Consider the following 24,143-nt stretch of genomic DNA (forward strand, 5'->3'; position numbering starts at 1 on the left):
TCGACGTCCGTCAGGGGCAGTCGTACGTCAGCCGGATGACGTCCGTGCGGTCGACGGGGGACAGGACGCGCAGCTCGGCCCGGGCCGTGTAGCGACCTTTCCCCTGAAAGGTCCACAGGAGATGCAGACGCGCCTGCTGCTGGCCGCGGACCAGCACTTCCCGCAGCGTGCCCGAGGCGGTGCCGTCGCTGCGGGTCCAGCGGTACGAGAGCGTGCCCGCACGGCCGTTCGTCGCGACGACTCCGACGATGTCCGAGGTGCCGTCGCACCCCAGGGCCGCCGGGGCGGCGGTGACCCGCACCGCGCCCACGCGGAGCGGGGGCCCGAGGCGCTGCCAGGCGAGGAGCGCGATGACGCAGATCAGCACCAGCGCGGGCAGGGCGTGCCGGCGCGCAGGGCGACGCGGGCGCGCGGGTGTCGGCGGCAGCGCGGGCAGCGTCCGGTCGGTGCGCCGTGCGACGGCCGCCGTCACGCCCGGACCGAAGCGCAGCACCGTGCCTTCGACACGGTCCGGCACGGTCGGCCCCGCGCCCGGCGCCGGCGCTCCTCCCGGGGGTGGCGCCGTCGGCCCCGAGGACGGTGGGGCGGGCGGTTCGACGAGGGTGGTGTCCGGTTCGTAGGGCCGCTGGACCCAGTGGCTGGCCAGCACGGTGGCGCTGTACTCGGCGTCGGCGGGACCGGGCTCGGCACGGGGGCCCCGGGCGTCGGCGGGACCGGACGGCCGGGTGGGTTCGTGGGTCCCGGCCGGGGCGGGCGTGCGGTCGTCGAACGTGCTCATCGGATCTCACACCGCCTGGTCAGAAGCTGCTGCGAGGCGCCTCCGTCGGCGGAGGCGGGGGTGGTGACGACACCGACGGCCCAGTAGCAGCCCGTGCCCTGGAACGTGTGGTCGACGGAGAGGGTGTACTGGGTGGCGCCGCTGCGCCGGAACGTCTGGGACTCTCCGTCCGGGGCTCCGGCTCCCCTGCCGGTGTCGCTGGTGGACCAGGAGACCGTGAGGGAGAGCGGACCGGTGCCGTCCGTCGTGACGGTGACGGTCGCCGTGGCCGTCGCCGATCCGGTCTGCCAGAAGTCGGTGACCGAGACGGCCTTGACGGCGGGTGCGGACGGCGGGCTCGGGGCGGCGGACGTCGGCGTGGCCTCGGTGGTCGGCCCGCCGGGCGCCGTCGTCTCGACCGGCGCGGCCGTCGTGGCGGACGCCGAGGGGGCGCCGGCTCCGGCGGACGCCGTGTCGGAGGGGGACACGTCGGGGGCCGCGGTCGTCGACGCGGTGGCCGACCCGGTCGGCGTCGGGGACGCGGAGTCGGAGGCCGACGCGGTGGGAGAGGCGGACCCGCCCGGCTCCACGACCGGTTGGGCACGGGTGGTGGCCAGGGCCTGGCCCGCCTCCTGCGGGTCCGCCTGCGGAACGTGCCGGAGGCCGTAGGACAGCAGGACGCCCAGCAGCACGGCCGCACCGGACACGAGCATCCCCGTCCGGCCCGGCAGCCACGAGCGCGCCCCGCCGCGGGCCGGCGCCCGGCGCAGGACCGTGCGCGCGGTGTCCGTGGTGGTCCGCGGGGCGCTGCGGGCCGACGGCAGCAGCAGCGGCACCAGCGCCACCAGCGCGGCGAGCCGGCCGCGGCCGCGCTCCTCCCAGTCGGTTCCGTAGGCGGCGCCGGCGGCCGCCTCCAGTTCCCTGACGAAGGCCTCGGCGTCGTCGGGCCGTTGCGCCGGGTCCTTGGCCAGGCCGCGCAGCACCAGGTCCCGCACCGGCTCGGGCGCCTCGTCGGCGGGGATCGGCGCGTCGACGTGCTGAAGGGCGAGCTCGGCGAGGTTGTCGCCGCGGTACGGCCGGTGACTCGTCAGGCACTCGAAGAACGTGGCCGTGGCCGCGTACACGTCGGCGGCGGGCGAGGCGGGGGCGCCGGTCCACTGCTCCGGCGCCATGTACGAGGGGGTGCCCGCCGAGCCCGCGCTGGCTCCGGCGTCCACCGCGATGCCGAAGTCGACGAGCCGGGACGATCCGTCCGGGACCACCAGGACGTTCTCCGGCTTGTAGTCGCGGTGGACGACGCCGACGCGGTGCGCGTCGGCCAGCCCGAGCAGGGATCCCTTGAGGACGACGAGGGCGGCCTCGGGATCGAGCGGCGCCGCCCTGGTCAGCAGGGTGCGCAACGAGACGCCGTCCACGAGCTCCATCACGATGGCGGCGCCGTCCGGGCTCTCGACGTACTCGTACAGCTCGGCGACGTACGCGCTCTCCAGCCCGCCGAGCAGCCGCGCCTCCGCCCTGAAGCCGTGCACGAAGCCCGGCCGGGTGCGCAGCGACTCGCTGAGGTACTTGACCGCGACCGGGACGCCGGTCTCCCGGTGCACGGCCAGCACGACCCGCCCGCTCGCCCCGGCCCCGAGTTCCGAAGACTCGGTGTAGCCGGGCACTGCCCATGTGTTCATTCCATCCCCCCAACGCGGCCCGCCGGCCCCGGACACGTCCTCCGAGCATCGAGCCCGGCATCGAGCCACGCGAGAGGAGACACATTTTCGGCCACCGCGGTTGCGGTGCGGCGCCGGGCCTTCCCCGGCCCGGCGCCCACCGGCGGCGCGTGCGGACGCCGGCGCACGACGTCCCCGCAGGCCCGACCCGTACCGTCGGCCCGGGTCAGTCGCCCCGCGGCTCCGCCAGGAGGTCGTCCCACACCTGGCACCGGATGGCGGGCAGGCTCTCGGCGACGGCCTCCCTCATCATGGCCTCCCCTTCCGGGTCCACGTCCGGGCACCCCTCACGCGTGGCGGCGTCCGGCCAGCGCGCGTACGCCACCCAGGTGCCGTCGTCGGCCCGGTGCAGCCGGGAACCGTAGCTGCCGCACTGCTCGCGCATGGCCCGCGTCACCCGGTGCCAACCGGCCGCGAACTGCTCCTCCTTGCCCTCGTGCAGACGCCACCGGTAGATCACCGCGAACATGACGCGACCTCCTCGACGAGCTTGACGGTCCCCGCTGCTCCGAGGACGCCCCCGGCCTACCCGCCGCGCCCGGAGAACATGCCGGTGACCGGAATGCTCAGTCCACGATCGCCTCGGCGCGCGCGGCGGGGGCCCGGCCGGTGAGGGCGCCGCCGAAGTTCCGCTCGACCTGCGCCTTCTCGGCGGAGTTCGGGTAGGGGTTGGTGCACGCGGTGCCGGCGGTGGAGCCGGACATCAGGCTCGTGCAGGGACCGGGCTTGCGATCGGGCAGGCCGAGGATGTGCCCGAGTTCGTGCGCGGAGATGCGGACGGTGTCGTAGCCCTCGTCGACGGCCTGGCGTCCGATGTACACCGTGCCGCTGCCCAGTGTGCCGGGCAGGGCGCGCGGCCAGCCGTTGTCCGCGAGGACGCGTATGTTGGCCCGTTGCCCGGCCGCCGCGGGCCGGAGTTCGACGGCGTCGACGCTCTCGTTCCAGATCGCGGCGCCCCGGTCGACGGCGCTGCGGAACTCCGCGGAGCCGCCGGCGTCGTAGGTGAGGACGCGGGCGGCCGGCGCCGCCTTCGGGGTGTGGGGTGCGGCGGCGGCCTGGCCGCCCGCCAGGGCCAACGACATCAGACACGCGGCGGCCAGGCCGCCGGTCAGGGTTCGGACGTGCATGATCGACCTCCTTGTGGGGGAAGGGCAGTCGTGCTCATGACATTCATGGGGTTCCCTGCCCAGCCGGGGCCCTGACGAATCCGTTGATGTGGCCGTCCGCCGTGGACCCGCAGGCCGCTTCCGGGCCGCCACGGCGGTGCGCGGGAGCCGTGCTGGCCGCGTCGGCGGCGTGTGCCCGGCACGAGCCCCGCCACTTCGGGGACCGGGCCCGCCGTGTCCTGCGGACGGTCCGCCCGCACGGTCCGGGTCAGGAGCGCCCGGGCGCGTCTCCCGTCGATGCCGGTCCGGGGCGGCGGCGCGCGAGAGCGGGGATCGCGCCCGCGGCGAGCAGGACCGCGAGGGCCGCGTAGCCGTGGGCGAGAGTGGTCCACGAAGCGACCACGGCGACGAGCAGGGGGCCGCCCGCGTCACCGAGTTCGCGGCCGAGTTCGGCGGCGCCCATGGTCTGGCCGAGGCGTTCCGCCGGTGTGGAGGCGGCGAGGGCGGCGAAGCCGAGCGGGGTGATCAGCCCGGTGCCGGCGCCGATCAGGGCGGCCCCGGCCAGGACCCCCGTCAGGCCCGGCAGCATGGCGCAGGCGAGACCGACGGCAGCGATCAGCAGCCCCGTGCCCATGCCACCGCCCGAGGTGAGGCGTCCGGCGTCCAGGGCCCGACCCGCCCTGGGCTGCACGACGGCCGCACAGGCGGCGAGCACGGAGACGGCGGCGCCGGTGGCGACCGGACCGAGGCCCGCCGCCCGGCCGGACACCGGCAGGAAGCCGACGCCCACCGAGAGGGCGGCCGTTGCGGCGGCCAGCGCCGACGTGGGCGCGAGGAAGGCGGGCCGGGTCAGCCGCCGGGCCAGGTCCAGGACCGTCTGGCGGGCCCTGGGCAGCGGCGCGACGACGGGCACGGCGAGCGCGGCCCACACGGCGACGGCCGCGCCGAGCGCGGTCAGCACCGCGAACAGCAGGCGCAGTCCGCCGGCCCACACCAGGACCCCGCCCAGCAGGGGGCCCAGGGTGTAGCCGATCGACTTGTAGAAGCCGTAACTGCCGAAGGCACGGCCGCGCTTGGCGGCGGGATTGAGCCGCGCGACCAGGGCGGAGGCGGACGGCGAGAACGCGGAGGCCGCCGCCCCCTGGCCCAGCCGGGCCGCCCACAGCCAGCCGGGGCTGTCCGCCACCGTGTACACGGCGGAGGCGGCCGCGAAGGCGACGAGCCCCCCGAGCAGGACCGGGCGGGCGCCGATCCGGTCGGCCAGTACGCCGAAGACGGGTTTGAGCAGGACCTCGGCCCCGTCGTACAGGGCCAGCAATGCGCCCAGCACGAGCAGCGAGGTGACGGCGCCGTGTGCGGAGGCGCCCAGACTGGCGGCGATGCCGTGCGCCCCGAACGCCGTCGTGAACCCCGCCGCGTACAGCGGCGCCATCTGCCGTGCGGGCGCGGCCGGGGTGTCCGCCGGGGTCACCGGTCCGGCTCCGGAGCCCGGCGCAGGGCGGGGAGGGACCGTTCGGAGCAGTCCTCACCGGCGGCCGCGCACCGCGCGAGCATCGCGCGCGCCTCGGCTGCCGCGGGCGTCCGGATCACGTCCCGCACTGTCGGGCGGCGGTGTCGTCGCCGCGGCCGTTCCCGCGTCACAGCGAGCAAGGTAGCAGCGGTCGCGTCGGCCCGGACGAGCCGCCCGCACCACGTCGCCCGCGACCCGCGCGACCCGCGACCCACGACCGGCGACCCGCGGCCCGCGACCGGGCGGGCCCGGCCCGTTCGGATGCGCTGTGATGGCGTCGCCCGCGAGGAGCCCACAGGCTGGTGCCGGGACATGGACGGGCCGCCGACACCGGGCGGCCGCCGATCACGGAGGATCGTGTGACCGCTTCGTCGCCCTCGAACGACACACCGCCGGCCCGGTACGACGACCTGCGGGCCCTGGTCGTCAACTGCACCCTGAAACGCTCGCCCGAGACCAGCAACACGCAGGGCCTGATCGACCGCAGCACCGCCCTCATGGGCGACCACGGGGTGCACGTCGACGTGGTCAGAGCGGTCGATCACGACATCGCGACCGGTGTGTGGCCCGACATGAGGGAGCACGGCTGGCAGACGGACGCCTGGCCGGATCTGTACCGGCAGGTCATGGCGGCCGACATCCTCGTGCTGGCCGGCCCCATCTGGCTGGGTGACAACAGTTCCGTGATGAAGCGGGTGATCGAACGGCTCTACGCCTGTTCCAGCCTGCTCAACGACGCCGGCCAATACGCGTACTACGGCCGGGTCGGCGGTTGTCTGATCACCGGGAACGAGGACGGGGTCAAACACTGCGCCATGAACGTCCTCTACAGCCTGCAACACCTGGGGTACACCATCCCTCCCCAGGCGGACGCCGGCTGGATCGGCGAGGCAGGACCCGGCCCCTCCTATCTGGACCCCGGCTCGGGAGGGCCCCAGAACGACTTCACCAACCGCAACACCGCCTTCATGACCTGGAACCTGCTGCACATGGCCCGGGCGCTGAAGGACCTGGGCGGGATCCCCGCGTACGGCAACCAGCGCAGCGCCTGGGACGCCGGCTGCCGTCACGACCACGCCAATCCCGAGCACCGGTAGGGCGCGGCCCGGGACGCGGCGTCAGATGCCGCCGGTGTTGAGCAGCCGGTTGGGCGTGTCGGCGCGCACGCCGTGCAGGACGCCCCGGGTGGCCGTGTGGTCGAGCCAGGTGTGCACCTGCTGGGCGGTGGCGTGCGGGTGGGCCGACAGGTACAGCGCGATCACGCCGGTCGCGTGCGGCGCGGCCCAGGACGTCGCACCGGCGTCCTCGGTGGCCGTGCCCCCGCCGGCGAGAGCGGCGGTCACCTTCTCGCCGGGCGCGTACAGGTCCACGCACCGTCCGTACCCCGAACCGTAGGAGCCGCTGTCGGTCCACGGGCGGTCCTTCGACGTGGAGGCCGCCACGACGATCGTGCCGGGGACGCCGGCGGGGGAGTGCTTGCAGGCGTCGTCGTGGTAGTTGCCGGCCGACACCACCGTCGGGATGCCCGCGGCGACCATCTTCTTCACCGCCGACTCCAGGGTCGCGGAGCGGTGGTCCAGGTTGAGCGACATGTTCACCACCGCGGGCTTCTGCGCGTGCGCGGTGACCCATTTGACGGACTTCACCAGAGCGGCCTCGGCCGCCGCGGGGGAGCCGGCGCCGTCGCTCTCGCACAGGATGCCCTGGACCCGGACGAGTTCCGCCTTGGGGGCCACGCCGTACTTCGCCCCGCCGATGACGCCCGCGACGAACGTGCCGTGGCCGATGCCGTCCTCGCTGAAGCAGTCGCCGGAGTCCTTGGCGCCCACGAAGTCGGCGCCGAGCCGGGCGCGTCCGCCGAACTCCTTGTGGGCGACGTCCATCCCGGTGTCGATCACGTAGACGTGCACGCCCTTGCCCGTGGCGGTGGTGGTGAGCTTCCCGTTCAGCGGTCGCGACCGCTGGTCCAGGATGTCCAGGTTCCACGGCACGTGCCGGCTGACCGGGAGTGCTCCGATCCGCGTCGCCACGGGCGACCTCCCCAGGACGGTGGAGGCTCCGGGCGCCGTGTCGGACGACAGCCCGTCGCCGGCGGCCGTCGCGGCGGACCCCTTGCCGGGCCCGGGCAGCGACTTCCCGTGCGCGGGCGACGTCCCGCCCTCTCCGGCCGCCGCGCCGGCCTTCCCGCCACAGGCCGAAGCCCCGAGCACCGTCATCACGGCCATCACCATGAGGCCGGCCTTGGTCGCGTTCCGCGTCACGATGTCCCCCATATCCCTGCTTCGCACACAGTCAGCGCACAAGACGACGGCGGCGGACGAACGGTTCCGGCCAGGCGTTGTCCGAAATCCGGGAGTCCGCAAGAGGCGCGACGGCCGCTGTCCCCGGGGACGGCCCCGCCCGGCGGGCACCCTGCCGCGCGCCCGGGCTGACGGGCCGTCGGGGCGTGCGAGGCGTCCGTGCCGTCAGGAGGGTTGACGGTGTCGAGGGGCGTCGTTAACTTTCGTGATGTCCGCAGTCTTGGACACTGTTCACGATGTCGAACAGGTGGGCGTGCCCTCCGGGCCGCCGGCACCGGCTGCGCGCGCTATCGGCGGCATCTCGGCATCTCCCGCAGGAAACCGGCACACGGATGGTCACGCGTGACAGTGGGAGCGCTCCCACACGGGTCGAGAACGGCCCCTCGACAGCAACGGCCAAGTGGAGGACAGGACATGACGCACAGTCGGAACGAGTCCGCGAACGGGGAGCGGCCATCGCCGAGCCGCAGGTCGGTCCTGGCGACGATGGGCGCCCTGCCGGTCCTCACGGCGACGACCTCCCTCGCCGGGGCGTCGAACGCCGTCGCGGCGACCACCGCCACCGTGGTCATCGACGTGTCGGCGCGACGGCAGGTCGTCCGGGGGTTCGGAGGCATGAGCCACTCCGCCTGGATCGGCGACCTCACGGCGGCCCAGCGGGACACGGCGTTCGGCGCCGGAGACGGCCGCCTCGGCCTCTCCCTCCTGCGGATCCCCGTCCCCGAGGACCGGTCCGCCTGGAGCCGCGACCTGGCGACGGCGAAGCGCGCCGTCGAACTCGGCGCGACGGTCATCGCGTCGCCGTGGAACCCGCCCTCCTCGATGGTCGAGACCTTCGTCCGCGGCAGCCAGACCAACGCGCGGCGCCTGAGGTACTCCATGTACGGCGCCTACGCCCAGCACCTCAACGACTTCACCGCCTTCCTGCGCGACAACGGGGTGAACCTGTACGCCGTCTCGGTGCAGAACGAGCCCGACTACGCCCAGGACTGGACGTGGTGGACCCCTGCCGAGATGGTCCGCTTCCTGCGGGAGAACGCGGGGTCTATCAGCACCCGGGTCATCGCGCCGGAGTCCTTCCAGTACCTGAAGAACATGTCGGACCCGATCCTCAACGACCCGGTGGCGCTCGCCAACGTGGACGTCGTCGGCGCCCACCTCTACGGCACGCCGTTCGCGAACTTCCCCTACCCCCTGTTCAAGCAGAAGGGCGCGGGCAAGGAACTCTGGATGACGGAGGTGTACTACCCCAACAGCACGGATTCGGCGGACCTGTGGCCGCAAGCGCTCGATGTCGGGGAGCACATCCACCGCGCGATGGTGGATGCCGAGTTCCAGGCGTACATCTGGTGGTACATCCGGCGCAGTTACGGTCCGCTGCGCGAGGACGGCAGGATCAGCAAGCGTGGCGCCTGCATGGCGCACTTCGCCAGGTTCGTCCGCCCCGGATCCGTCCGGGTCGAGGCGACGCCGAAGCCGGCCTCGGACGTCTACGTGTCGGCGTACCGCAACGGCGGCTCCACGGTCGTGGTGGCCGTCAACAAGGGTGCCGGCGCGGTGAGTCAGCAGTTCACCCTGGCGAACGGCAGCGCCTCGAGCGTCTCGTCGTGGCTGACCGACGCGAGCAGGAGCGTCGCCGCGCAGGCCGCCGCCCGCGTCTCCAACGGAGCCTTCACGGCCACGCTCCCCGCACGCAGCATCACGACGTTCGTGACCGCCTGACCGGAGCGCCCGCCGGGGGAGGCGCACCGACCGCTCGCCCGCCGGATCCCGACCGCGGCCGGAGCGACGCCGGATGCGCCGAACCCGGCGTCGTGAAGGCCCGGTTCGCATCCTGACGAGCCGTCACAGGTTCTCCCCGGCCGTCATGAGCGATCGCGGGCCGTCGTGGGCCGTCACAGGAAGAAGGGCAGGTTCACGACCAGGGCGACATACGCGACGCAGCCGACCACGGCGAGGAGGGTGAACAGGACGACGTGGTCGTGACGCCATGGCGTGGGAATCCCCGGGAAGCGCTTCTTCAGCAGGGGCCAGGTGAGGAAGCCGTGGTCCTGCACGGGAAGGCGCAGGTCCCGCCAGAGCTCGCGCAGCCCTTCCGCGTCCCAGAACCGCGGATCGACGAGCACCGGCCGGTGGGACCTCGACGTGATGACGATCCGGTCCTTGTGGGGTCCGTCGAAGGGCGCCTTGAGCGTGTGCAGGCCCGTCAGGGAGGACACCGGCGCGCGCAGGACCTTGCGGTTCCACCGGTCGCTCACCGTGAGAACGCCGTCTTCGAGACGCATCCCGGCATGGGCCCAGCGCAGGCCGCCGAGCATCACGACCAGGAGCAGCGGGAACACGACCGCCAGGAGCCCGATCACCAGGCCCGCCACGCCCGACCCGGCCGAAGTGCCCCGACCCCGGGCCATCATGAGGCCCATCCGCAGGGCCCCGAGGGCGATGAGGGGCGATCCCTTGAGCAGCAGGGCCTTGCTGGGCCCGTTGTCGGGCCTGACAGAAACCCAGGGGAGTTCCGCCTCGTCCGCGGGTTCGGTGGACGAGGGCTCGCCCGACGGCCGCATGGTCATACGCGTTCTCCTTCCGGTCCGCGCCGCACGCACACCGGCCGTGCGGTGAGGCCGGACAGCGCGGGCGGGACGCACGACCACGATCCCGTGAACCGGTCGTCGACGGCATCGGGGAAACTACGTACCCGCGGGCCGCGCCGAGGCCGGCAGCGGCGCCCGCATCCGGTGGACGGACGTCCCGTCGCGGCCGGCGGTGAGCCAGGAACCGTCGCCCAACGACACGAGCCCGTAAGGGTCGTTGACCTCTACGATCCATTCGCCGCGGACCGCGCCCGTCCGCACGTCGACCAGATGGTGACCGCACCACTCCTCCTCGTCCTCGCGTTCACCGCCCAGCGTGACGACGGCCGTGTCCGGGGTCAGACAGCCTCCGCTCCACTCGACGAACGTGTCCTGCGGGTCATGGCCGAACGCGTCGACGGACAGCGTGAGGAGGACCTCCCCGTCGGGATGGCGGTGGAAGGCCACGTCCGCCTGATCGTGATCGACGGTCATGAACTGCCGTCCGTCGGGCGACAGGCCGATCAGGCAGCGGTCGGACCACGGGAAGGAGTCGAACTCCGGCGCGCCGCCCGCTCCGGCCGTGCTCCTGACGACGACCGAGCCGTCCTGGCCCTCACCGATGTCGAGGTACACGGTGCCGTCCAGGGGGTGCACGTAGCGGCCGGCCGCGTGCCCGACGGTCTCCAACGGCCGGCGCGCCAGGACCGTCCCGTCGTCGGCGTCGTGCCCGACCCGCTGGTCCGCTTCGGCCCGCCCCGCCATGGCGTCCGGCCGGTAGACCCACACCGTCCGGCCGTCCAGGGAGAGTGCACAGCCGGGCCGGTGACCGTGGCGCTCCCCGGAGCGCGGTTCGAAGGCGGCGGTCCACACCGGTTCACCGCCGCGCGTGAGGGAGACGACCGTGTTCAGCGTCGTGTACACGACCCGTTTCAGATCGGGCCGGACCACCGACTCCACGACGTCGTCGCCGGCCCGAGGCCTGAACGACGCGGCGGGCCGCAGCGCTCCGAAGGCGGCGGAGTCGAGCACGTAGGCGTGGATCAACCCCTCGCGATGGCGTGTGATGACCGTCGGGGGCCGCACGGATGTCCGTCGTCAGAACATGGTGTTGTCGTTGTCGCTGGTGGAAGGGACGACCTGGAGGACGTCCCAGTGTTCGACGATCCTGCCGTGCGCGTCGAAGCGGAAGATGTCGATCCCGGCGTACTCCTCGGCGGGCCACGTCTGGTGGCAGTGCAGGATGACGTGGTCGCCGTCGGCGAAGGCGCGCTTGATCTCCACCCGCTTGCCCGGGTACTCCGCGGCCATGCGCTCGAAGTAGTCGACGAACGCCTGCTTGCCGTCGCCGACGTGGGGGTTGTGCTGGATGTAGGTGTCTCCGGCGTACCGGTCGATGGCCTCGGCGGGGCGGCACCGGTTGAACATCAGGTCGTAGAACGCCTTGGCCGTGGTCTTGTTGCTCTCCGGGTCGTTCATGGTGCCACCGTATGGTCGGGCGCCGGGTGCGGCGCGGTGAGGTCGTCGAGCGGGGTGAGGGGCGGACAGGCACGGGACGAGTTCGTGCGGCAAGGGGTCGGCGGACCCCTCGGGTCACCGCCGAGGGGCCCGGGCCGGAGCGGGCTCGGGTCAGAACACGCCGTTGTCGTGCGGCAGTTCGGCCGGGATCGGGGCGATGACGTCCCAGTGTTCGACGATCTTGCCGTCCTGGACGCGGAAGAGGTCGTAGTACGCCACCGGGACGCCGAACTCGCCCTCGGACTGGAGCAGCACGAACTCGCCCTCGGCGATGATCTTGTGGACGGTCTTGTAGACGAGGTTCCTGCCCTGCTCGGCCCACTGCGCCGCGGCGGCCCCGAAACCGTCGAGGCCGTCGGCGGCCTCCGGGTTGTGCTGGTGGTAGGTCTCGGTGGAGAGGTAGTCGGTGAGCACCGAGTAGTCGGCTCCGACCAGGACCTTCCGCGCGAACTCGGCGACGAGGGCCCGGTTGGCCTCGGTGTCGCCGGGCGCGGTGACCTGGGCCGGACCGTCGGTCTGCGAACGGCCCGACGCCGTGTCCCGCACGAGGGGGGTGAGGGCGTCCCAGTGCTCGGCGAGCCGCCCGTCGGCGTCGACGCGGAAGACGTCGAAGGCGACCAGCGGCTCCGGGCCGAAGCCGTGGTAGGCGCCGTGCAGGGCGACCAGGTCGCCGTCGGCGATCACTCGGGCGCCCTCGTACCGGAAGCCGTCCGGCAGGCCGGCGACCAGCCGGCGCAGCGCCTCGGGGCCGTCGGCGGCCAGGGCGCTGTGCTGACGGTAGTCGGCGGCGACCCAGCGGTCGACCGCGCTCGGGTCCCGCCGGCCGAACAGCTCGCCGGCGGCGGTCAGGACGGTGTTCTTGGCGTTGCTCACGGAGGTTCTCCTCAGGTGTGGGTGAGGCGGGGGGAGTGGGCGACGGTCACGCCCTTGCGTTTTTCCGACACCGAAGGGCGCCGGAGGAGTTCGCCTCTTCAACGTAAGGCCGATGATCTGGACGAATCGGATACGCTGACGACTGATGATGGTCAGAAACCGACACAAGGCGGGTCGAGAGATCCCCGAGGTCTCCTTCGCGGCGCCGGCCGGCACCCCCGCCGGCGTCGAGGTGCTGTCCCTTGCCGACCTGCGTCACCGCGTCTCCGGCGAGCGGCTCGCGATCCCCCAGCGCCCGGACTTCCACCACCTGATCACCCCCGGTGCGGGAACCCTGCGACACACGGTCGATTTCACCGCCCACCGCCTCGCGCCCGGTTCATGGCTGTGGGTCCGCCCGGGGCAGGTGCAGCAGTGGGACGACCTGACCGACGTCGAGGGCACGCTGGTCCTCTTCCGCCAGGACTTCCTCGACCCGGCCACCACGGCCGCCGCCCGAGTGGAGGACCCGCACGCGCCGGTCCTGCGCCGGCCCCGGTCCGACGACGACGCCCGGGCCCTGCGGCTCGCCGCCGACCATCTCGCGGCCGAGTTCCGGGCCCTCGGACAACTGCCCCTAGAGATCCACACCGTGGCCCTGCGCCATCTGCTGGCCGTGCTCGTGCTGAGGCTGGCCCACCTCACCGCTTCCGCCGGCGCCTCCGCGCCCGAACCCGAACCCGAACCGGACAGCACGTACGTGCGCTTCCGGGACGCGGTGGAGAAGGACTTCGCCCGCACCCGCCGGGTCGAGGACTACGCGGCGGCGCTCGGCTACTCGCCCCGCACCCTCTCCCGCGCCGCCCTCGCCTCCACCGGCCTCGGCGCCAAGGAGCTCATCGACCGGCGCGTCGTCCTCGAAGCCAAGCGCCTGCTGGCCCACAGCGACCGGCCGGCCGCACGGATCGCCGGCCGCCTGGGCTTCTCCAGCGCCACCCACTTCAGCAAGTACTTCCACCAGCGCACCGGACAGACCCCGATCGCTTTCCGCGACTCGGTCCGCGGGCGCCGTCCCGGCTGACCGGCGCTCGTCGCGCCGCACTCCCTCGCGACCGGGAAGCCGCGACCGCGAGTCCGCGATCGGCTGTGGCGGGTGCGATGGACGTGGCATCTTGTCCGGGGAATCCGGGGAGTCCGGGGAGTCCGGGGAGTCCGGGGGAAGCGGGAGGCGCCGAGTGACGCACGGAGAAGTCGAGTGACGCACGCGGACGAAGAGGAGTGGCTGGCGACCCAGCGTCCGTCGCGGGTGCGCGAGGTCCAGGCCGGTCGTCTGGCCTGGACGGAGGTCGACCTGATCGACGTCGGTGGCGAGTTCGCCCGTTCGCTCCGCGACGGGCTGGAGGTCTTCGGCGTCCGGGTGAACTACCTGAGGGTCGGTCAGCCTCGCCACCTGGTCGCCGCGTTGGGCGGCGCCGCACCCATCGCCCCCTACGTCGTCCTGGCGTGCCACGGCGACGAGGGACGCATCCTGATGGAAGACGTCGCCGACGACCTGGGCAGGTTCCAGCCGTTCACCGGCGACGTCGGACCGGACCGCGTCCGCGAGCACTTCCGGCTCCCCGGCAGCGTCACGATCGCCACCGGCTGCGACACGGGGGACCCGGCCCTCGCCGACGCCTTCCTGGACGCCGGCGCCTACATCGCTCCTCTGGGCGCGCCCTTCGGCTATGCGAGCGTCTTCGCCCCGCTGTTCCTCTTCTACGAACTCACCGAACGGCGCACCCCGGCGGAGGCCGTCGAACGCCTGCGCGCGCACGACGACGAACTCGCCATGTGGCAGCTCTACCGACGCTGAGCCGAACGGGTCGCGCGTGCGTCGACCCCGTCATGCCCGGTGGTGTGCCGTGTAGACGGTCGCGGTCATCGCCGCCGTCACGGGGCCGGGGCCCAGGCTCTCCGTCATCCGCCGGGCGACGGCGGACCTGACGGCCTGGGCGTCCTGCCGTGCCTCCAGGGCGGCGCCGACCGGTGTGCCGGTGAGGAACCCGGTGGCCACGGAGGCGGCGGACTCCGCGACGCCGGCCAGGGTGACGTCCTCGACGGCGGAAAGGCCGAGCCCCGCGGCCGCGAGGTCCGAGGCGACCGACGACCGGTCCGTGTAGCCGTGAGGCACCTCCCTGAGGAAGGCGGGCGCGGCGCCGGGCACGGACTGTTCCAGGGCGGCCTGGAAGGCGGCGTCGAACCCGTGCGAGGCCAGGGGCCCCCAGCTGTTGAAGAGGAAGCGCCCGTGCGGGGCCAGCACCCTGCGCACTTCGGCGTAGGCGCCGGGCCGGTCGGGGAAGAACATCACCCCGAACTGGCACACCACGAGATCGAAAGCGCCGTCCTCGAACGGCAGCCGCTGCGCGTCCGCCCGCCGCCAGTCGGCCCGGGGTGCGCGCGCCGATCCGGCGGCGACCATCGTCTCGTTGAGGTCGCTGGCGACCACGGACGCCGCGGGCATGGCGGTGAGCAGGGCAGAGGTCAGCGCCCCCGTTCCCGCCGCGAGCTCCAGGACCCTTCCGGGCCGCAGGGCCGCCGCCCTGGCCGCCAGGTCGGCCGCGAAGGGGCGGAAGAGCACCGGCACCAGATGGCGCTCGTAGGCCTCGGGCATGGACCGGGTCCACCGCCGGTCCGCGTCGTCTGCGTTCACGCCATGGACCCTAGCCCTGGAAGCGTGTCGTCGGCGGACCGCAGACGGCGGCCGGACGGCGGCCGGCGGGCGGCGGATGACAGACGTCGCACGGCAGCCGGGTGATCACGGCCTCCGCCCGCTCCCGCTCCCGCTCCCGCTCCCGCTCACCCTCGCCCCCGAGCTGCGCCCGGGCGATACTGGCGTGGTGAGCGACAGCGAACGGCGCACCGGCCGGCGTCTGGAGCGAGCGATCCTGGAACTGCTCGAGCGCCGTGGTCCCTCCAAGACGATCTGTCCCTCCGACGTCGCGCGGGCGGTGTACGAGGGGGACGACGACGGATGGCGTGAGCTGATGGAGCCCGCCCGCCTCGCGGCCCGCAGGCTGGTCACGGCCGGCGAGGTCGAGATCACTCAGGGCGGGCGCCCGGTCGAGCCGGACACGGCCCGGGGCCCGATCCGCATCCGCCGAGTCCGCCGGGCAGGCTGAAGGAGTTGCGGCGGGTCAGTGCAGGATGCTGACGGCGCGGGCGATGACGAGGAGCGAGGTCATCAGGGCCGCGATGCTCTGGATGCTCATGAGCAGTTTCGCCCGGGTCGACAGCGGCATGGTGTCGGTGGGACTGAACGCCGTCGAGTTGGTCACCGAGACGTAGAGGTGGTCGACGAGCGTCGGCACCCAGTCGGACTTCTTGCTGGCCCCGTCGGCGACTTCCTCGACGGCGTCGTCGTTCTCGTCCTGGGAGAAGCGGAAGTCGGCCAGGGGGAGCTCGCCGCGGGGCGACTGGGTGCGCGCCACCGGGCCGCCCCGGTCCAGTTCCCAGTAGGCCGGCCCGAAGGCGATGATGTTGGTCAGCCACACCTGGAGGGCGGCCACCAGCAGGGCATGGCCGTTCTTCACGCCGGAGTGCAGCAGCTCGTGGATGAGGATGCCGAGCGCGGCCGGTCATGGGCCCTCTTCCCGCTGGTGGTGCGACGCACGGTGGCGCGAAGCGGCCCTGAGCCGCCGGGCCGCACGGCGTGCCGGAGCCGCGTGGTGATCACGCCTTCGGCAGTGCCCGTCCACCCCGGCACGGTCAATGAAAGCGCGGCGGCCGGTCCGAAGCGGCCAGGCCGCGTCCTCGTGTCGGATCGGGGACCTGCCGAGCCGGCCCGGGCGCCCCCGCACGGGCCGGCGCCACCGGAGGCCCGGCACCGGAGGCCCGGCCCGCCCGGGACCGGCCGCCGCGGCACGTGCGGTGTGCCCGGGCCACGGCAGGCACCTGCGGCCCGGGCGGGGCCGGGCGCGCCGTCGCTCAGGCGGAGCGGCGGTGATGGATCGGCCGGTCCGTTCCGGTCAACGGCAGGCCCGTCCCGCCCCGGCGGGCGGCGACGATCTCCGCCGTGATCGACAGCGCGGTCTCCTCCGGCGTGCGGCCGCCGAGGTCCAGGCCGATGGGGGACCTGAGCCGCGCCAGCTCGTGCTTCTGGAGTCCGATGTCGCGCAGCCGCCGGTCCCGGTCGGCGTGGGTGCGCCGGGAGCCCATCGCGCCGACGAACGACAGCGGCAGCCGCAGCGCGACCTCCAGCAGCGGGACGTCGAACTTGGCGTCGTGGGTGAGCACGCACACCACGGTGCGCCGGTCCGTCCGGGTGCTCCGCAGATAGCGGTGCGGCCAGTCGACGACGACCTCGTCGGCCTCGGGGAAACGCTCCGCAGTGGTGAAGACGGGCCGGGCGTCGCACACGGTGACGTGGTAGCCGAGGAACTTGCCCGCGCGGACCAGGGCCGCCGCGAAGTCGACGGCCCCGAACACGATCATCCGGGGCGGCGGCGCACTCGGCTCGACGAGCAGGGTGAGACCGCCCGGGCAGTGCGAACCGTCCGGCGACACCTCGACGGTGCCGGTGCGGCCCGTGTCCAGCGCGGCCACGCCGTGTGCGGCGGCGGTGCGATCGAGGTCCTCGGGCCCGCCGAGCGCGCCCTCGCGGGTGCCGTCGGCGTGCGCGAGCAGCGCGCCGCCGAGCAGGGCCGCGGGACCGCGGACGACCCTGACGAGCGCCACCGGTTCGCCCCGCGCCGCGCGCTCCAGGGCGGACCGCAGCAGCGCGCCCACGCGGCCGTCCTTCGTGACCGGGGTGACCAGGACGTCGAGGACCCCGCCGCAGGTGAGTCCGACGGCGAAGGCGTCCTCGTCGCTGTAGCCGAAGCGTTCGAGCACGCTGTCGCCGGTCTCCAGCGCCTGCGCGCACAGGTCGTACACGGAGGCCTCCACACACCCGCCGGACACCGACCCGATGACCGTTCCCCGCCGGTCGACGGCCAGGGCGGCGCCGGGGCCGCGCGGCGCGCTGCCGGCGACCGACACGACGGTCGCGACAGCGGCCTCACGGCCCTCGGCCAGCCAGTCGCCCAGTTGGGCGGCGAGGTCAAGCATCCCGGCCGCCCGCCAGGACCCGGTCGGGACGGATGGGCAGGCTGCGGTGGCGCACGCCGGTGGCGTGCCACACGGCGTTGGCGACGGCGGCGGCCGCGCCGACGACGCCGATCTCGCCGATTCCCTTGATGCCGACCGGGTCCTCGGGGTCGTCGTCCGCCACCCAGTGCGCCTCGACGCGCGGGACGTCGGCGTGCGTGGCCACGTGGTAGCCCGCGAGGTCGGCTCCGACGGGCCCGCCGGAGAGCGCGTCGCGCGCGGCCTCCTCGTGCAGGGCCATGGAGATGCCCCAGATCATCCCGCCGGTGAGCTGGCCGCGAGCCGTGAGGGGGTTGACGATGCGTCCCGCCGCGAACACGCCGAGCATGCGCCGCACCCGGACCTCGCCGGTGTCGGTGTCGACGGCGACCTCGGCGAACTGCGCGCCGAAGGAGTGCCGTTCCTTCCGCGCGAGGGCGGCGATCGCCTCGGTGGTGTCGGAGCGCACGGTGACGCCCTCGGCCGGGATCGCCGCGCCCGGCACGAGACGGTCGCGCAGTTCACGCGCGGCGGCCATGACGGCCCAGGCCCAGGACCGTGTGCCCATGGAACCGCCCGCGATCATCGCGGGCCCGAACGCGCTGTCGCCCAGGCGCACGCGGACGCGGTCCACCGGGACGTCCAGCGCGTCGGCGGCCACCAGGGTGAGGGCGGTCCGCGCGCCGGTGCCGATGTCCGCCGCCGAGATCCGCACGGTGAAGCGGCCGTCGGGTTCGGCGGTGATCGAGGCCGTGGACGGCGCGGCGCCCGCGCCGAAGGAGGCCGCCGCGGTGCCGGTGCCGAGGAGCCGGCGACCCTCGCGCCTCACTCCGGGCCGCGGATCGCGCCGGTCCCAGCCGAAGCGGCGGGCGCCCTCCTCGAAGCAGGCGCGCAGATTGCGTCCGGCGAAGGGCAGACCGGAGACCGGGCCCCGTACCGGGTCGTTGCGCAGCCGCAGCTCGACCGGGTCGACGCCGCAGGCGTGGGCGAGTTCGTCGAGCGCCGCCTCCAGCGCGAAGGAGCCCGGCGCCTCGCCCGGCGCGCGCATCCAGGTGGGGGTGGGCACGTCGAGCGGCACGACCCGGTTCTCCGTGCGGTGCGCGTCGGCGTCGTACATCACCCGGGCGACGCCGGCGCTCGGCTCGACGAACTCGAACACGGTGGAGGTGCGGCTGAGGGAGCGGTGGTCCAGCGCGCGCAGCCGCCCGTCGGCGTCGGCCCCGAGCCTGACCCTTTGGATCGTGGGGCTGCGGTGCCCGGCCAGCGTGAACATCTGACGCCGCGTCATGACCACGCGCACCAGACGTCCGGTCGCCCTGGCCGCCATCACGGCGGCCACCTGGTGGGCGCGCACGCCCTTGCTGCCGAAGCCACCGCCGACGTGCTCCGAACGGACCCGTACCGACGCGGGATCGAGCCCGAAGAGGTTGGCGAGTTCCGCGACGACCCAGGTGGCGCCCTGGTTGGAGTCGATCACCTCCAGCCGGTCGTCGTCCCAGCGGGCGGTGGCCGCGTGGGGCTCCATGGGGTGGTGGTGCTCTTCGGGCGTGGTGTACGTGGCGTCCACGACGACGGCGGACGCGGCGAGTTCGGCCGCGAGGTCGCCCTTGTCCGTGACGGCGGGCATGTGTCCGTCCGACGGGTGTGCGTCGGGGTGGTCCCCGGTGAACCCGACGTCGTGCGGGGCCTGTTCGTAGTGGACGACCAGGGATTCGGCGGCCTCGCGGGCCTGTTCGGACGTCTCGGCGACCACCAGCGCCACCGGCCAGCCCAGATGGGGTACCCGGTTGTGCTGGAAGACCGCGCACGTCGGGTCCGGCCGGGTGCCCAGCATGCCCACGTAGTCGGTCTTCAGCGGCGGGGCGTTGCGGTGGTCCAGCACGCACAGGACGCCGGGCATCGCGAGGACGGCCTCCGTCGCGATGTCGCGGATCCGGCCGCGTGCCACGGTGGACGACACCAGCCAGCCGTGGGCGAGGCCGGCGAAGGGCACCTCGCCCGCGTACCGGGCCGCGCCGGTGACCTTGTCCCGTCCCTCGACGCGGACGTGAGCGGCGCCGACGGCGCGGGCGGGGGCGAGGGGAGCCTCGGCCGTCATCGGGCGGCCTCCTCGGCGAGTTCGCTCAGCACGGCCACGGTCAGGTTGCGCATCAGGGTCACCTTGAATCCGTTGTGCGACAGCGGCCGGGCCGAGGCCAGTTCGGCGTCGGCGGCGGCCGCGAACGACTCCGTGTCGGCGGGCGCCCCCGTCAGGGTCCGCTCGGCCGCGCGGGCCCGCCAGGGCCGGGACGCCACCGCGCCGAACGCCAGGCGCACGTCGCTGACGACGCCGTCGCGGACCTCGAGCGCCGCGGCGACCGAGCCGACGGCGAAGGCGTAGGAGGCGCGCTCGCGCACCTTGCGGTAGCGGGAACGGGCGGCGACCGGCGCCGGCGGCAGCGTGACGCCGGTGATCAGCGCGCCCGCCGGCAGGGCCGTCTCGCGGTGCGGGGTGTCGGAGACCGGCAGGTAGAACCAGCCGAGGGGGAGTTCGCCGGGTCCCTGGGCCGTCTCGTAGTGCACCACGCCGTCCAGGGCGGCCAGCGCGACGGCCATGTCCGACGGGTGCACGGCCACGCACTGTGCGGACGCGCCGAGGACGGCGTGCTGGCGGTTGTCGCCCCTGACGGCGGGACAGCCGCTGCCGGGGACACGCTTGTTGCAGGGTCCGGTGACGTCGGTGAAGTAGGCGCAGCGGGTGCGCTGGAGCAGGTTGCCGCCGACGGTGGCCATGTTGCGCAGCTGGCCGGAGGCGCCGGCGAGCACCGCCTGCGCCAGGGCGGGGTAACGGGTGCGGACCAGGGGATGCGCCGCGAGGTCGCTGTTGGTGACGGTCGCGCCGATGCGCACCCCGCCGTCCGGGGTGGGCTCCACGCGGTCCAGCGGCAGGTCGCGTACGTCGACCAGGCGTCCCGGTCGTTCGACGCCGGTCTTCATCAGGTCGACCAGGTTGGTGCCGCCGGCGAGGTAGCGGGCGTCCGGGTCGGCGTCGAGCAGGGCGACGGCGCCCGCGACGTCGGGGGCCTTCCGGTAGCCGAACTCCCTCATGCGGCGGGCTCCTTCGCTTCCGGTCCCGTGCCCTTGCCCGCCGCGGGCGCGGGCTGCGCGGCACTGGCGACGGCCTCGACGATCGAGGGGTAGGCGGCGCAGCGGCACAGGTTGCCGCTCATGCGTTCACGGATCTCGTCCGCGGTCAGCGGCGGCGGTCCGGCCGAGGGCCGGACGTCGGCCGTGGCGGCGCTCGGCCAGCCGGCGGCGTGCTCCGCGAGCACGCCGATCGCCGAGCAGATCTGTCCGGGAGTGCAGTAGCCGCACTGGTAGCCGTCGAGGTCCAGGAACGCCTGCTGCACGGGGTGCAGCCGGTCGCCGTCCGCCACGCCCTCGATGGTGGTGACCTGACGGCCTTCGGTCGCGACCGCGAGTTGCAGACAGGCGACGGTTCTGCGGCCGTCGACCAGAACGGTGCAGGCTCCGCACTGCCCCTGGTCGCAGCCCTTCTTGGTGCCGGTGAGGTCGAGTCGCTCGCGGAGCGCGTCGAGCAGGGTGGTGCGGTGGTCGACGGGGAGCGTGCGCGGTTCGCCGTTGACGTGCAAGGTGATGACGCTGGACGTGGGTAAGGCCATGAGAGCTTCTTTCGCGCTTTCGGGAAGCAAGGCGGTGGCCGCCGGTGCCTGACGGCTGCCGGGTCGACTCGTTGCGGGGTGACGGTGGCGGGGTGGACGCGCGGGACGGCCCCGAGGCCGTCGCGGGCTGCCGCGGGGGCCCGGCCGGGGCTATCGTGGTCCCCGAACCGGACAGTCGTCCGCTGGTGCCGACAACGTAACGGACAGCTGTCCGCTTAGCAAGGGCGGGATTCCCGCGCGCCCCGAGGAGAGCCGAGTGCAGCACGAGAAGAACGCGAACCTGCGCTCGGACGCACAACGCAACCGCGAGCGCATCCTCGAGGTCGCCCTGGCCGAGCTGACGCGGTGCCCCGACGCGCCGCTCAGCGCGATCGCCAGGAAGGCGGGCGTGGGGCAGGGGACCTTCTACCGCAACTTCCCCCACCGCGAGGCCCTCGTCCTGGAGATCTACCGTCACGAGATGCGGCAGGTCGCCGACAGCGCGGCCCAGCTGCTCGAACAGCTGCCGCCGGACCGGGCCCTGCGCGCCTGGATGGACCGGCTGGCCGAGTTCGCCATGACCAAGGCCGGCCTCGCCGACGCGATCCGCCTCGCCACCAGCACACCGGGCGGCCCAGAGAAACCGGCGCACACCCCGGTCACCGACGCGGCCGAGCTCCTCCTGCGCGCTAACGACGCGGTGGGCGCCATCCGGCCCGGCGTGACCCCCGACGATCTGATCCTCGCCATCGGAGGCCTGTGGCAGCTGACGCCCGCCGACGACTGGCGCCCGCGCGCCGCGCGGCTCTTCGACCTCGTCATGGACGGGCTGCGCGCCGGAGCCCCGGGACCCGGCGGCACGGCCGTGCCGTCCTGACCCCGGCGCCCGGGGCCCCGCCCGGCGCTACGAGTGCTCGCCGAGCTGGAGGACGCCCGCGAGGGAGAAACACAGGGCGCCGGTCAGGGTGCCCCAGTTGGCGATGTCGGCGTTGACGAGGCTGCCGGTGGCGGGCCGGGTGTAGGCGGCGAGCGCCGAGACCATGAACAGCACGGACCCGAGCTGGTTGACGACGACGATCCACTCCCCGAGGCCGCGGATCCGGAGGTGGATCCGGCCGTGCCAGATCTCCGCGACGGCCAGGTGACCGGAGATCAGGAACAGGGCGCAGCCGATCACGTCCGGCGCCCAGATCAGCCGGTTGACCTGCTGCACGCTCAGGCCCTGGAGGAAGGAGTCCAGCAGGTCGACGGCGAAGACGAGCGTGCCCGCGAACAGGACGAACGCGCTCAGCCAGTCCACCCGCGCCGGCTCGTAACTCCACCATCGCCAGCGCGGGGTGAGCAGCCGACCCGCTCCGCCGGCCACGTGCCGGGGCGCGTTGATCACCTGGAGCAGCGAGACGTACCCGCCGAGGCTGAAGAACAGCCCGCCCACGAAGTAGATCGACGCGCACTCGGTGGCGTCGCCGGAGCCGAACTGGGCCACGGCCGCCCCGGCCGCGAACAGGGCTCCGCCGACGACGAAGGAGATCGCGGAGACGGCGTTGAGCCGCCGCAGCCGGGCGAGGGAGACGGCGTCCGCCCGGACGCGACGAGCCGGCCCCGCCCCGAGGGGGCGGACGGAGAGCACCCCCCGCCGGCGCGCGGGGCGCGACTCCCACACCGCGGTGCCGCCGTCGGGAAGGCGCCAGGTGAGCCGGGTGGTGAACGGTCCCGCGCCCTCGGCGCGCTGCTCAGGTTGCCCCACGGGCCGAGCCTAGATCGCCGGCGGACCGGGGTCCGGGCGAAACGCCGCCGTGCCGCACCGCCCGCCGCAGCGGGTGGCAGGCCCCCTCGCCTCGTTCAGCTCGCGGCCACGGACGCTAGTCGACGTCCACGGGGCCGTCGTCCGACTTCTTGTCCTTGCGGGCGGGCAGCTGGAGGAGGCCGTTGGCCTTGCCCTCGGAGCGGTCGCCGGCGGCGCGGGCGCCGTCGGAGTCCTGGCCGCCCAGGTTCTGGCGGACCGAGTCGAGGATCGTCAGGCCCTGGGAGACCAGACCGGCGGCGATCTCGCCCAGACCGTCCGCCCCGTTGAGGACGTTGACGTTGGCTCCGGCGAGGCCGCCGGCGGCTTCCTTGACGATCTGCGGGAGCTGGTCGATCAGCATCCGGTCGAGCGCGACCCGGTCGTACGAGGCCGCCGCCTCGGCCTGGATCTTCATGCGCTGCGCCTCCGCGGCCGCGAGGATCCTGACCCGCTCGGCCTCGGCCTCGGCGGGCTTGACCACCTCGGCCACCAGCTGCTGCTGACGCAGCTTGGCCTGGCGCTGGGCCAGTTCCGTCTGGGCGGCGAGCACCTCCTGCTGGGCGTGGGCCTGCGCCAGCGGCCCGGCCTGGGCGGCCTGCGCCTGGGCGCGGTCGATCTCGGCCGAGTACTCCGCCTGGACGACGGCGGTCTGCCGCGCGTACTCGGCCTGCTTGCGGGCCGCCTCCTGCTGGGCCTCGGCCGCGGTCTGGGTGGCCTGCGCCTGCGCGATCTGCGCCTGCCGCTGGATGGCCGCCTTGTGCGGGGCGGACATCGCGTCGATGTAGCCGGTCTCGCCGTCGTCGATCGACTGGATCTGAAGCGAGTCGACGATGAGGCCGATCTTCGCCATCTCGGTCTTGGAGGTGTCCAGGACCTCCGCGGCGAGCTTCTGCCGCTCGGTGACGATCTCCTCGACCGTCATCGAGCCGATGATGGCGCGCAGATGACCGGCGAAGATGCGGCCGGTGAGCACGGACATCTGCTCCTGGTCGGAGAGGAAGCGCTGCCCCGCGTTGATGATGCTCTCGTGGTCGTTGCCGACCTTGAAGGCGATGACCGCGCGGACGTGCAGCGCGATGCCCTGCCGGGTCACGCAGGTCTCGGTGACCTCGGACTCGCACATGGACAGGGTGAGGAACCGGACCTTGCGGAAGACGGGGAGCACGAACTTGCCGTGCCCGGTCACCACCCGGAACGGCGCGCCTCCCAGTCCGCGCCTGCCTCCCGAGATCAACATCGCCTCGTCGGGGGCGGGGACGCGGTATCCGAACATGCCTGT

General features: G+C 73.8%; 25 protein-coding genes. 6 read left to right on the forward strand and 19 right to left on the reverse strand.

Annotated elements, in window-relative coordinates; all coding sequences use genetic code 11:
• Positions 1 to 10: 10 nt before the first annotated feature.
• The 6 genes from KMS84_RS16315 to KMS84_RS16340 form a co-directional block, all read right to left on the reverse strand.
• Positions 11 to 778, reverse strand: a complete 768-nt coding sequence (locus tag KMS84_RS16315) for a hypothetical protein (protein ID WP_256916940.1) — start codon at positions 776 to 778, stop codon at positions 11 to 13.
• A complete protein-coding gene (locus KMS84_RS16320) occupies positions 775 to 2,436 on the reverse strand; it encodes a serine/threonine-protein kinase (protein ID WP_256916941.1) in 1,662 nt (553 codons plus the stop codon). The genes KMS84_RS16315 and KMS84_RS16320 overlap by 4 nt, the downstream gene beginning before the upstream one ends.
• 205 nt (positions 2,437 to 2,641) lie before the next feature.
• A complete protein-coding gene (locus KMS84_RS16325) occupies positions 2,642 to 2,944 on the reverse strand; it encodes an antibiotic biosynthesis monooxygenase family protein (protein ID WP_256916942.1) in 303 nt (100 codons plus the stop codon).
• 97 nt (positions 2,945 to 3,041) lie between these two features.
• Entirely contained in the window at positions 3,042 to 3,602 is a 561-nt protein-coding gene (locus KMS84_RS16330) for a snapalysin family zinc-dependent metalloprotease (protein WP_256916943.1), read from the reverse strand.
• A 247-nt stretch (positions 3,603 to 3,849) separates the two neighbouring features.
• Positions 3,850 to 5,013, reverse strand: a complete 1,164-nt coding sequence (locus KMS84_RS16335) for an MFS transporter (RefSeq protein WP_256916973.1) — start codon at positions 5,011 to 5,013, stop codon at positions 3,850 to 3,852.
• A 35-nt stretch (positions 5,014 to 5,048) separates the two neighbouring features.
• Positions 5,049 to 5,171: a hypothetical protein gene (locus tag KMS84_RS16340; RefSeq protein WP_256916944.1), complete on the reverse strand. Its 123-nt coding sequence runs from the start codon at positions 5,169 to 5,171 to the stop codon at positions 5,049 to 5,051.
• Between the two features lie 279 nt (positions 5,172 to 5,450).
• Between KMS84_RS16340 and KMS84_RS16345 the strand changes: the two genes are divergently transcribed.
• A complete protein-coding gene (locus tag KMS84_RS16345) occupies positions 5,451 to 6,188 on the forward strand; it encodes a flavodoxin family protein (protein WP_256916945.1) in 738 nt (245 codons plus the stop codon).
• Between the two features lie 21 nt (positions 6,189 to 6,209).
• On the opposite strand, the gene KMS84_RS16350 is transcribed toward KMS84_RS16345, so the two are convergent.
• On the reverse strand, positions 6,210 to 7,352 hold the full coding sequence (locus KMS84_RS16350; RefSeq protein WP_256916946.1) for a S8 family peptidase: 1,143 nt from the start codon (positions 7,350 to 7,352) through the stop codon (positions 6,210 to 6,212).
• A 453-nt stretch (positions 7,353 to 7,805) separates the two neighbouring features.
• Between KMS84_RS16350 and xynC the strand changes: the two genes are divergently transcribed.
• The gene (gene xynC / locus KMS84_RS16355) at positions 7,806 to 9,113 is read left to right on the forward strand and encodes a glucuronoarabinoxylan endo-1,4-beta-xylanase XynC (protein ID WP_285893584.1); all 1,308 of its coding nucleotides are present in this window, start codon (positions 7,806 to 7,808) and stop codon (positions 9,111 to 9,113) included.
• 173 nt (positions 9,114 to 9,286) lie between these two features.
• Here the strand turns inward: xynC and KMS84_RS16360 are convergent, their stop codons facing one another.
• The 4 genes from KMS84_RS16360 to KMS84_RS16375 form a co-directional block, all read right to left on the reverse strand.
• Positions 9,287 to 9,961 (reverse strand): hypothetical protein, encoded by a 675-nt coding sequence (locus KMS84_RS16360; protein ID WP_256916947.1) that lies wholly within the window; start codon positions 9,959 to 9,961, stop codon positions 9,287 to 9,289.
• A gap of 117 nt (positions 9,962 to 10,078) precedes the next feature.
• Entirely contained in the window at positions 10,079 to 11,008 is a 930-nt protein-coding gene (locus KMS84_RS16365; protein WP_256916948.1) for a hypothetical protein, read from the reverse strand.
• Positions 11,009 to 11,059: 51 nt separating this feature from the next.
• On the reverse strand, positions 11,060 to 11,440 hold the full coding sequence (locus KMS84_RS16370; protein WP_256916949.1) for a nuclear transport factor 2 family protein: 381 nt from the start codon (positions 11,438 to 11,440) through the stop codon (positions 11,060 to 11,062).
• Between the two features lie 150 nt (positions 11,441 to 11,590).
• Positions 11,591 to 12,352 carry a nuclear transport factor 2 family protein gene (locus KMS84_RS16375; protein WP_256916950.1) on the reverse strand — a complete coding sequence of 254 codons (762 nt, stop codon included), beginning with the start codon at positions 12,350 to 12,352 and terminating at the stop codon, positions 11,591 to 11,593.
• A gap of 148 nt (positions 12,353 to 12,500) precedes the next feature.
• On the opposite strand from KMS84_RS16375, the gene KMS84_RS16380 reads away from it, so the two are divergent.
• Positions 12,501 to 13,412, forward strand: a complete 912-nt coding sequence (locus KMS84_RS16380) for a helix-turn-helix transcriptional regulator (protein ID WP_256916975.1) — start codon at positions 12,501 to 12,503, stop codon at positions 13,410 to 13,412.
• A gap of 174 nt (positions 13,413 to 13,586) precedes the next feature.
• Positions 13,587 to 14,186: a hypothetical protein gene (locus KMS84_RS16385; protein ID WP_256916951.1), complete on the forward strand. Its 600-nt coding sequence runs from the start codon at positions 13,587 to 13,589 to the stop codon at positions 14,184 to 14,186.
• Between the two features lie 30 nt (positions 14,187 to 14,216).
• On the opposite strand, the gene KMS84_RS16390 is transcribed toward KMS84_RS16385, so the two are convergent.
• Positions 14,217 to 14,984 carry a class I SAM-dependent methyltransferase gene (locus KMS84_RS16390; RefSeq protein WP_256916976.1) on the reverse strand — a complete coding sequence of 256 codons (768 nt, stop codon included), beginning with the start codon at positions 14,982 to 14,984 and terminating at the stop codon, positions 14,217 to 14,219.
• A 226-nt stretch (positions 14,985 to 15,210) separates the two neighbouring features.
• On the opposite strand from KMS84_RS16390, the gene KMS84_RS16395 reads away from it, so the two are divergent.
• Positions 15,211 to 15,492, forward strand: a complete 282-nt coding sequence (locus KMS84_RS16395) for a DUF3253 domain-containing protein (RefSeq protein ID WP_256916952.1) — start codon at positions 15,211 to 15,213, stop codon at positions 15,490 to 15,492.
• Positions 15,493 to 15,507: 15 nt separating this feature from the next.
• Here KMS84_RS16395 and KMS84_RS16400 read toward each other — a convergent pair whose 3' ends face one another.
• The 5 genes from KMS84_RS16400 to KMS84_RS16420 all read right to left on the reverse strand — a co-directional run bounded on the left by KMS84_RS16400 (position 15,508) and on the right by KMS84_RS16420 (position 21,099).
• A complete protein-coding gene (locus tag KMS84_RS16400) occupies positions 15,508 to 15,903 on the reverse strand; it encodes a hypothetical protein (RefSeq protein ID WP_256916953.1) in 396 nt (131 codons plus the stop codon).
• Positions 15,904 to 16,297: 394 nt separating this feature from the next.
• Complete coding sequence (locus tag KMS84_RS16405; protein ID WP_256916954.1) at positions 16,298 to 17,419, reverse strand: XdhC family protein; 1,122 nt, start codon at positions 17,417 to 17,419, stop codon at positions 16,298 to 16,300.
• Entirely contained in the window at positions 17,412 to 19,535 is a 2,124-nt protein-coding gene (locus tag KMS84_RS16410; protein WP_256916955.1) for a xanthine dehydrogenase family protein molybdopterin-binding subunit, read from the reverse strand. Before KMS84_RS16410 ends, KMS84_RS16405 begins: the two co-directional genes overlap by 8 nt.
• Positions 19,532 to 20,524 carry an FAD binding domain-containing protein gene (locus KMS84_RS16415; RefSeq protein ID WP_256916956.1) on the reverse strand — a complete coding sequence of 331 codons (993 nt, stop codon included), beginning with the start codon at positions 20,522 to 20,524 and terminating at the stop codon, positions 19,532 to 19,534. The genes KMS84_RS16410 and KMS84_RS16415 overlap by 4 nt, the downstream gene beginning before the upstream one ends.
• Positions 20,521 to 21,099 (reverse strand): 2Fe-2S iron-sulfur cluster-binding protein, encoded by a 579-nt coding sequence (locus KMS84_RS16420; protein ID WP_256916957.1) that lies wholly within the window; start codon positions 21,097 to 21,099, stop codon positions 20,521 to 20,523. The genes KMS84_RS16415 and KMS84_RS16420 overlap by 4 nt, the downstream gene beginning before the upstream one ends.
• A 256-nt stretch (positions 21,100 to 21,355) precedes the next feature.
• Here KMS84_RS16420 and KMS84_RS16425 point away from each other — a divergent pair, with 256 nt between their 5' ends.
• Entirely contained in the window at positions 21,356 to 21,955 is a 600-nt protein-coding gene (locus tag KMS84_RS16425; RefSeq protein WP_256916958.1) for a TetR/AcrR family transcriptional regulator, read from the forward strand.
• Between the two features lie 27 nt (positions 21,956 to 21,982).
• Here KMS84_RS16425 and KMS84_RS16430 read toward each other — a convergent pair whose 3' ends face one another.
• On the reverse strand, positions 21,983 to 22,825 hold the full coding sequence (locus tag KMS84_RS16430; RefSeq protein ID WP_256916959.1) for a hypothetical protein: 843 nt from the start codon (positions 22,823 to 22,825) through the stop codon (positions 21,983 to 21,985).
• Between the two features lie 115 nt (positions 22,826 to 22,940).
• On the reverse strand, positions 22,941 to 24,137 hold the full coding sequence (locus KMS84_RS16435; RefSeq protein ID WP_256916960.1) for an SPFH domain-containing protein: 1,197 nt from the start codon (positions 24,135 to 24,137) through the stop codon (positions 22,941 to 22,943).
• Between the last annotated feature and the right edge of the window lie 6 nt (positions 24,138 to 24,143).

The organism is Streptomyces hilarionis, from assembly GCF_024539675.1.
Lineage (GTDB): Bacteria > Actinomycetota > Actinomycetes > Streptomycetales > Streptomycetaceae > Streptomyces > Streptomyces hilarionis.

Excerpts from the sequence above, each read along its gene's own strand:
- KMS84_RS16325 (WP_256916942.1), bottom strand. The coding sequence starts at position 2,944 with ATGTTCGCGGTGATCTACCGGTGGCGTCTGCACGAGGGCAAGGAGGAG.
- KMS84_RS16315 (WP_256916940.1), bottom strand. The coding sequence starts at position 778 with ATGAGCACGTTCGACGACCGCACGCCCGCCCCGGCCGGGACCCACGAA.
- KMS84_RS16435 (WP_256916960.1), bottom strand. The coding sequence starts at position 24,137 with ATGTTCGGATACCGCGTCCCCGCCCCCGACGAGGCGATGTTGATCTCG.
- KMS84_RS16380 (WP_256916975.1), top strand. The coding sequence starts at position 12,501 with ATGGTCAGAAACCGACACAAGGCGGGTCGAGAGATCCCCGAGGTCTCC.
- KMS84_RS16335 (WP_256916973.1), bottom strand. The coding sequence starts at position 5,013 with ATGGCGCCGCTGTACGCGGCGGGGTTCACGACGGCGTTCGGGGCGCAC.
- KMS84_RS16420 (WP_256916957.1), bottom strand. The coding sequence starts at position 21,099 with ATGGCCTTACCCACGTCCAGCGTCATCACCTTGCACGTCAACGGCGAA.
- KMS84_RS16390 (WP_256916976.1), bottom strand. The coding sequence starts at position 14,984 with ATGCCCGAGGCCTACGAGCGCCATCTGGTGCCGGTGCTCTTCCGCCCC.
- KMS84_RS16370 (WP_256916949.1), bottom strand. The coding sequence starts at position 11,440 with ATGAACGACCCGGAGAGCAACAAGACCACGGCCAAGGCGTTCTACGAC.
- KMS84_RS16320 (WP_256916941.1), bottom strand. The coding sequence starts at position 2,436 with ATGAACACATGGGCAGTGCCCGGCTACACCGAGTCTTCGGAACTCGGG.
- KMS84_RS16415 (WP_256916956.1), bottom strand. The coding sequence starts at position 20,524 with ATGAGGGAGTTCGGCTACCGGAAGGCCCCCGACGTCGCGGGCGCCGTC.
- KMS84_RS16330 (WP_256916943.1), bottom strand. The coding sequence starts at position 3,602 with ATGCACGTCCGAACCCTGACCGGCGGCCTGGCCGCCGCGTGTCTGATG.
- KMS84_RS16405 (WP_256916954.1), bottom strand. The coding sequence starts at position 17,419 with ATGCTTGACCTCGCCGCCCAACTGGGCGACTGGCTGGCCGAGGGCCGT.
- xynC (WP_285893584.1), top strand. The coding sequence starts at position 7,806 with ATGACGCACAGTCGGAACGAGTCCGCGAACGGGGAGCGGCCATCGCCG.
- KMS84_RS16410 (WP_256916955.1), bottom strand. The coding sequence starts at position 19,535 with ATGACGGCCGAGGCTCCCCTCGCCCCCGCCCGCGCCGTCGGCGCCGCT.
- KMS84_RS16360 (WP_256916947.1), bottom strand. The coding sequence starts at position 9,961 with ATGACCATGCGGCCGTCGGGCGAGCCCTCGTCCACCGAACCCGCGGAC.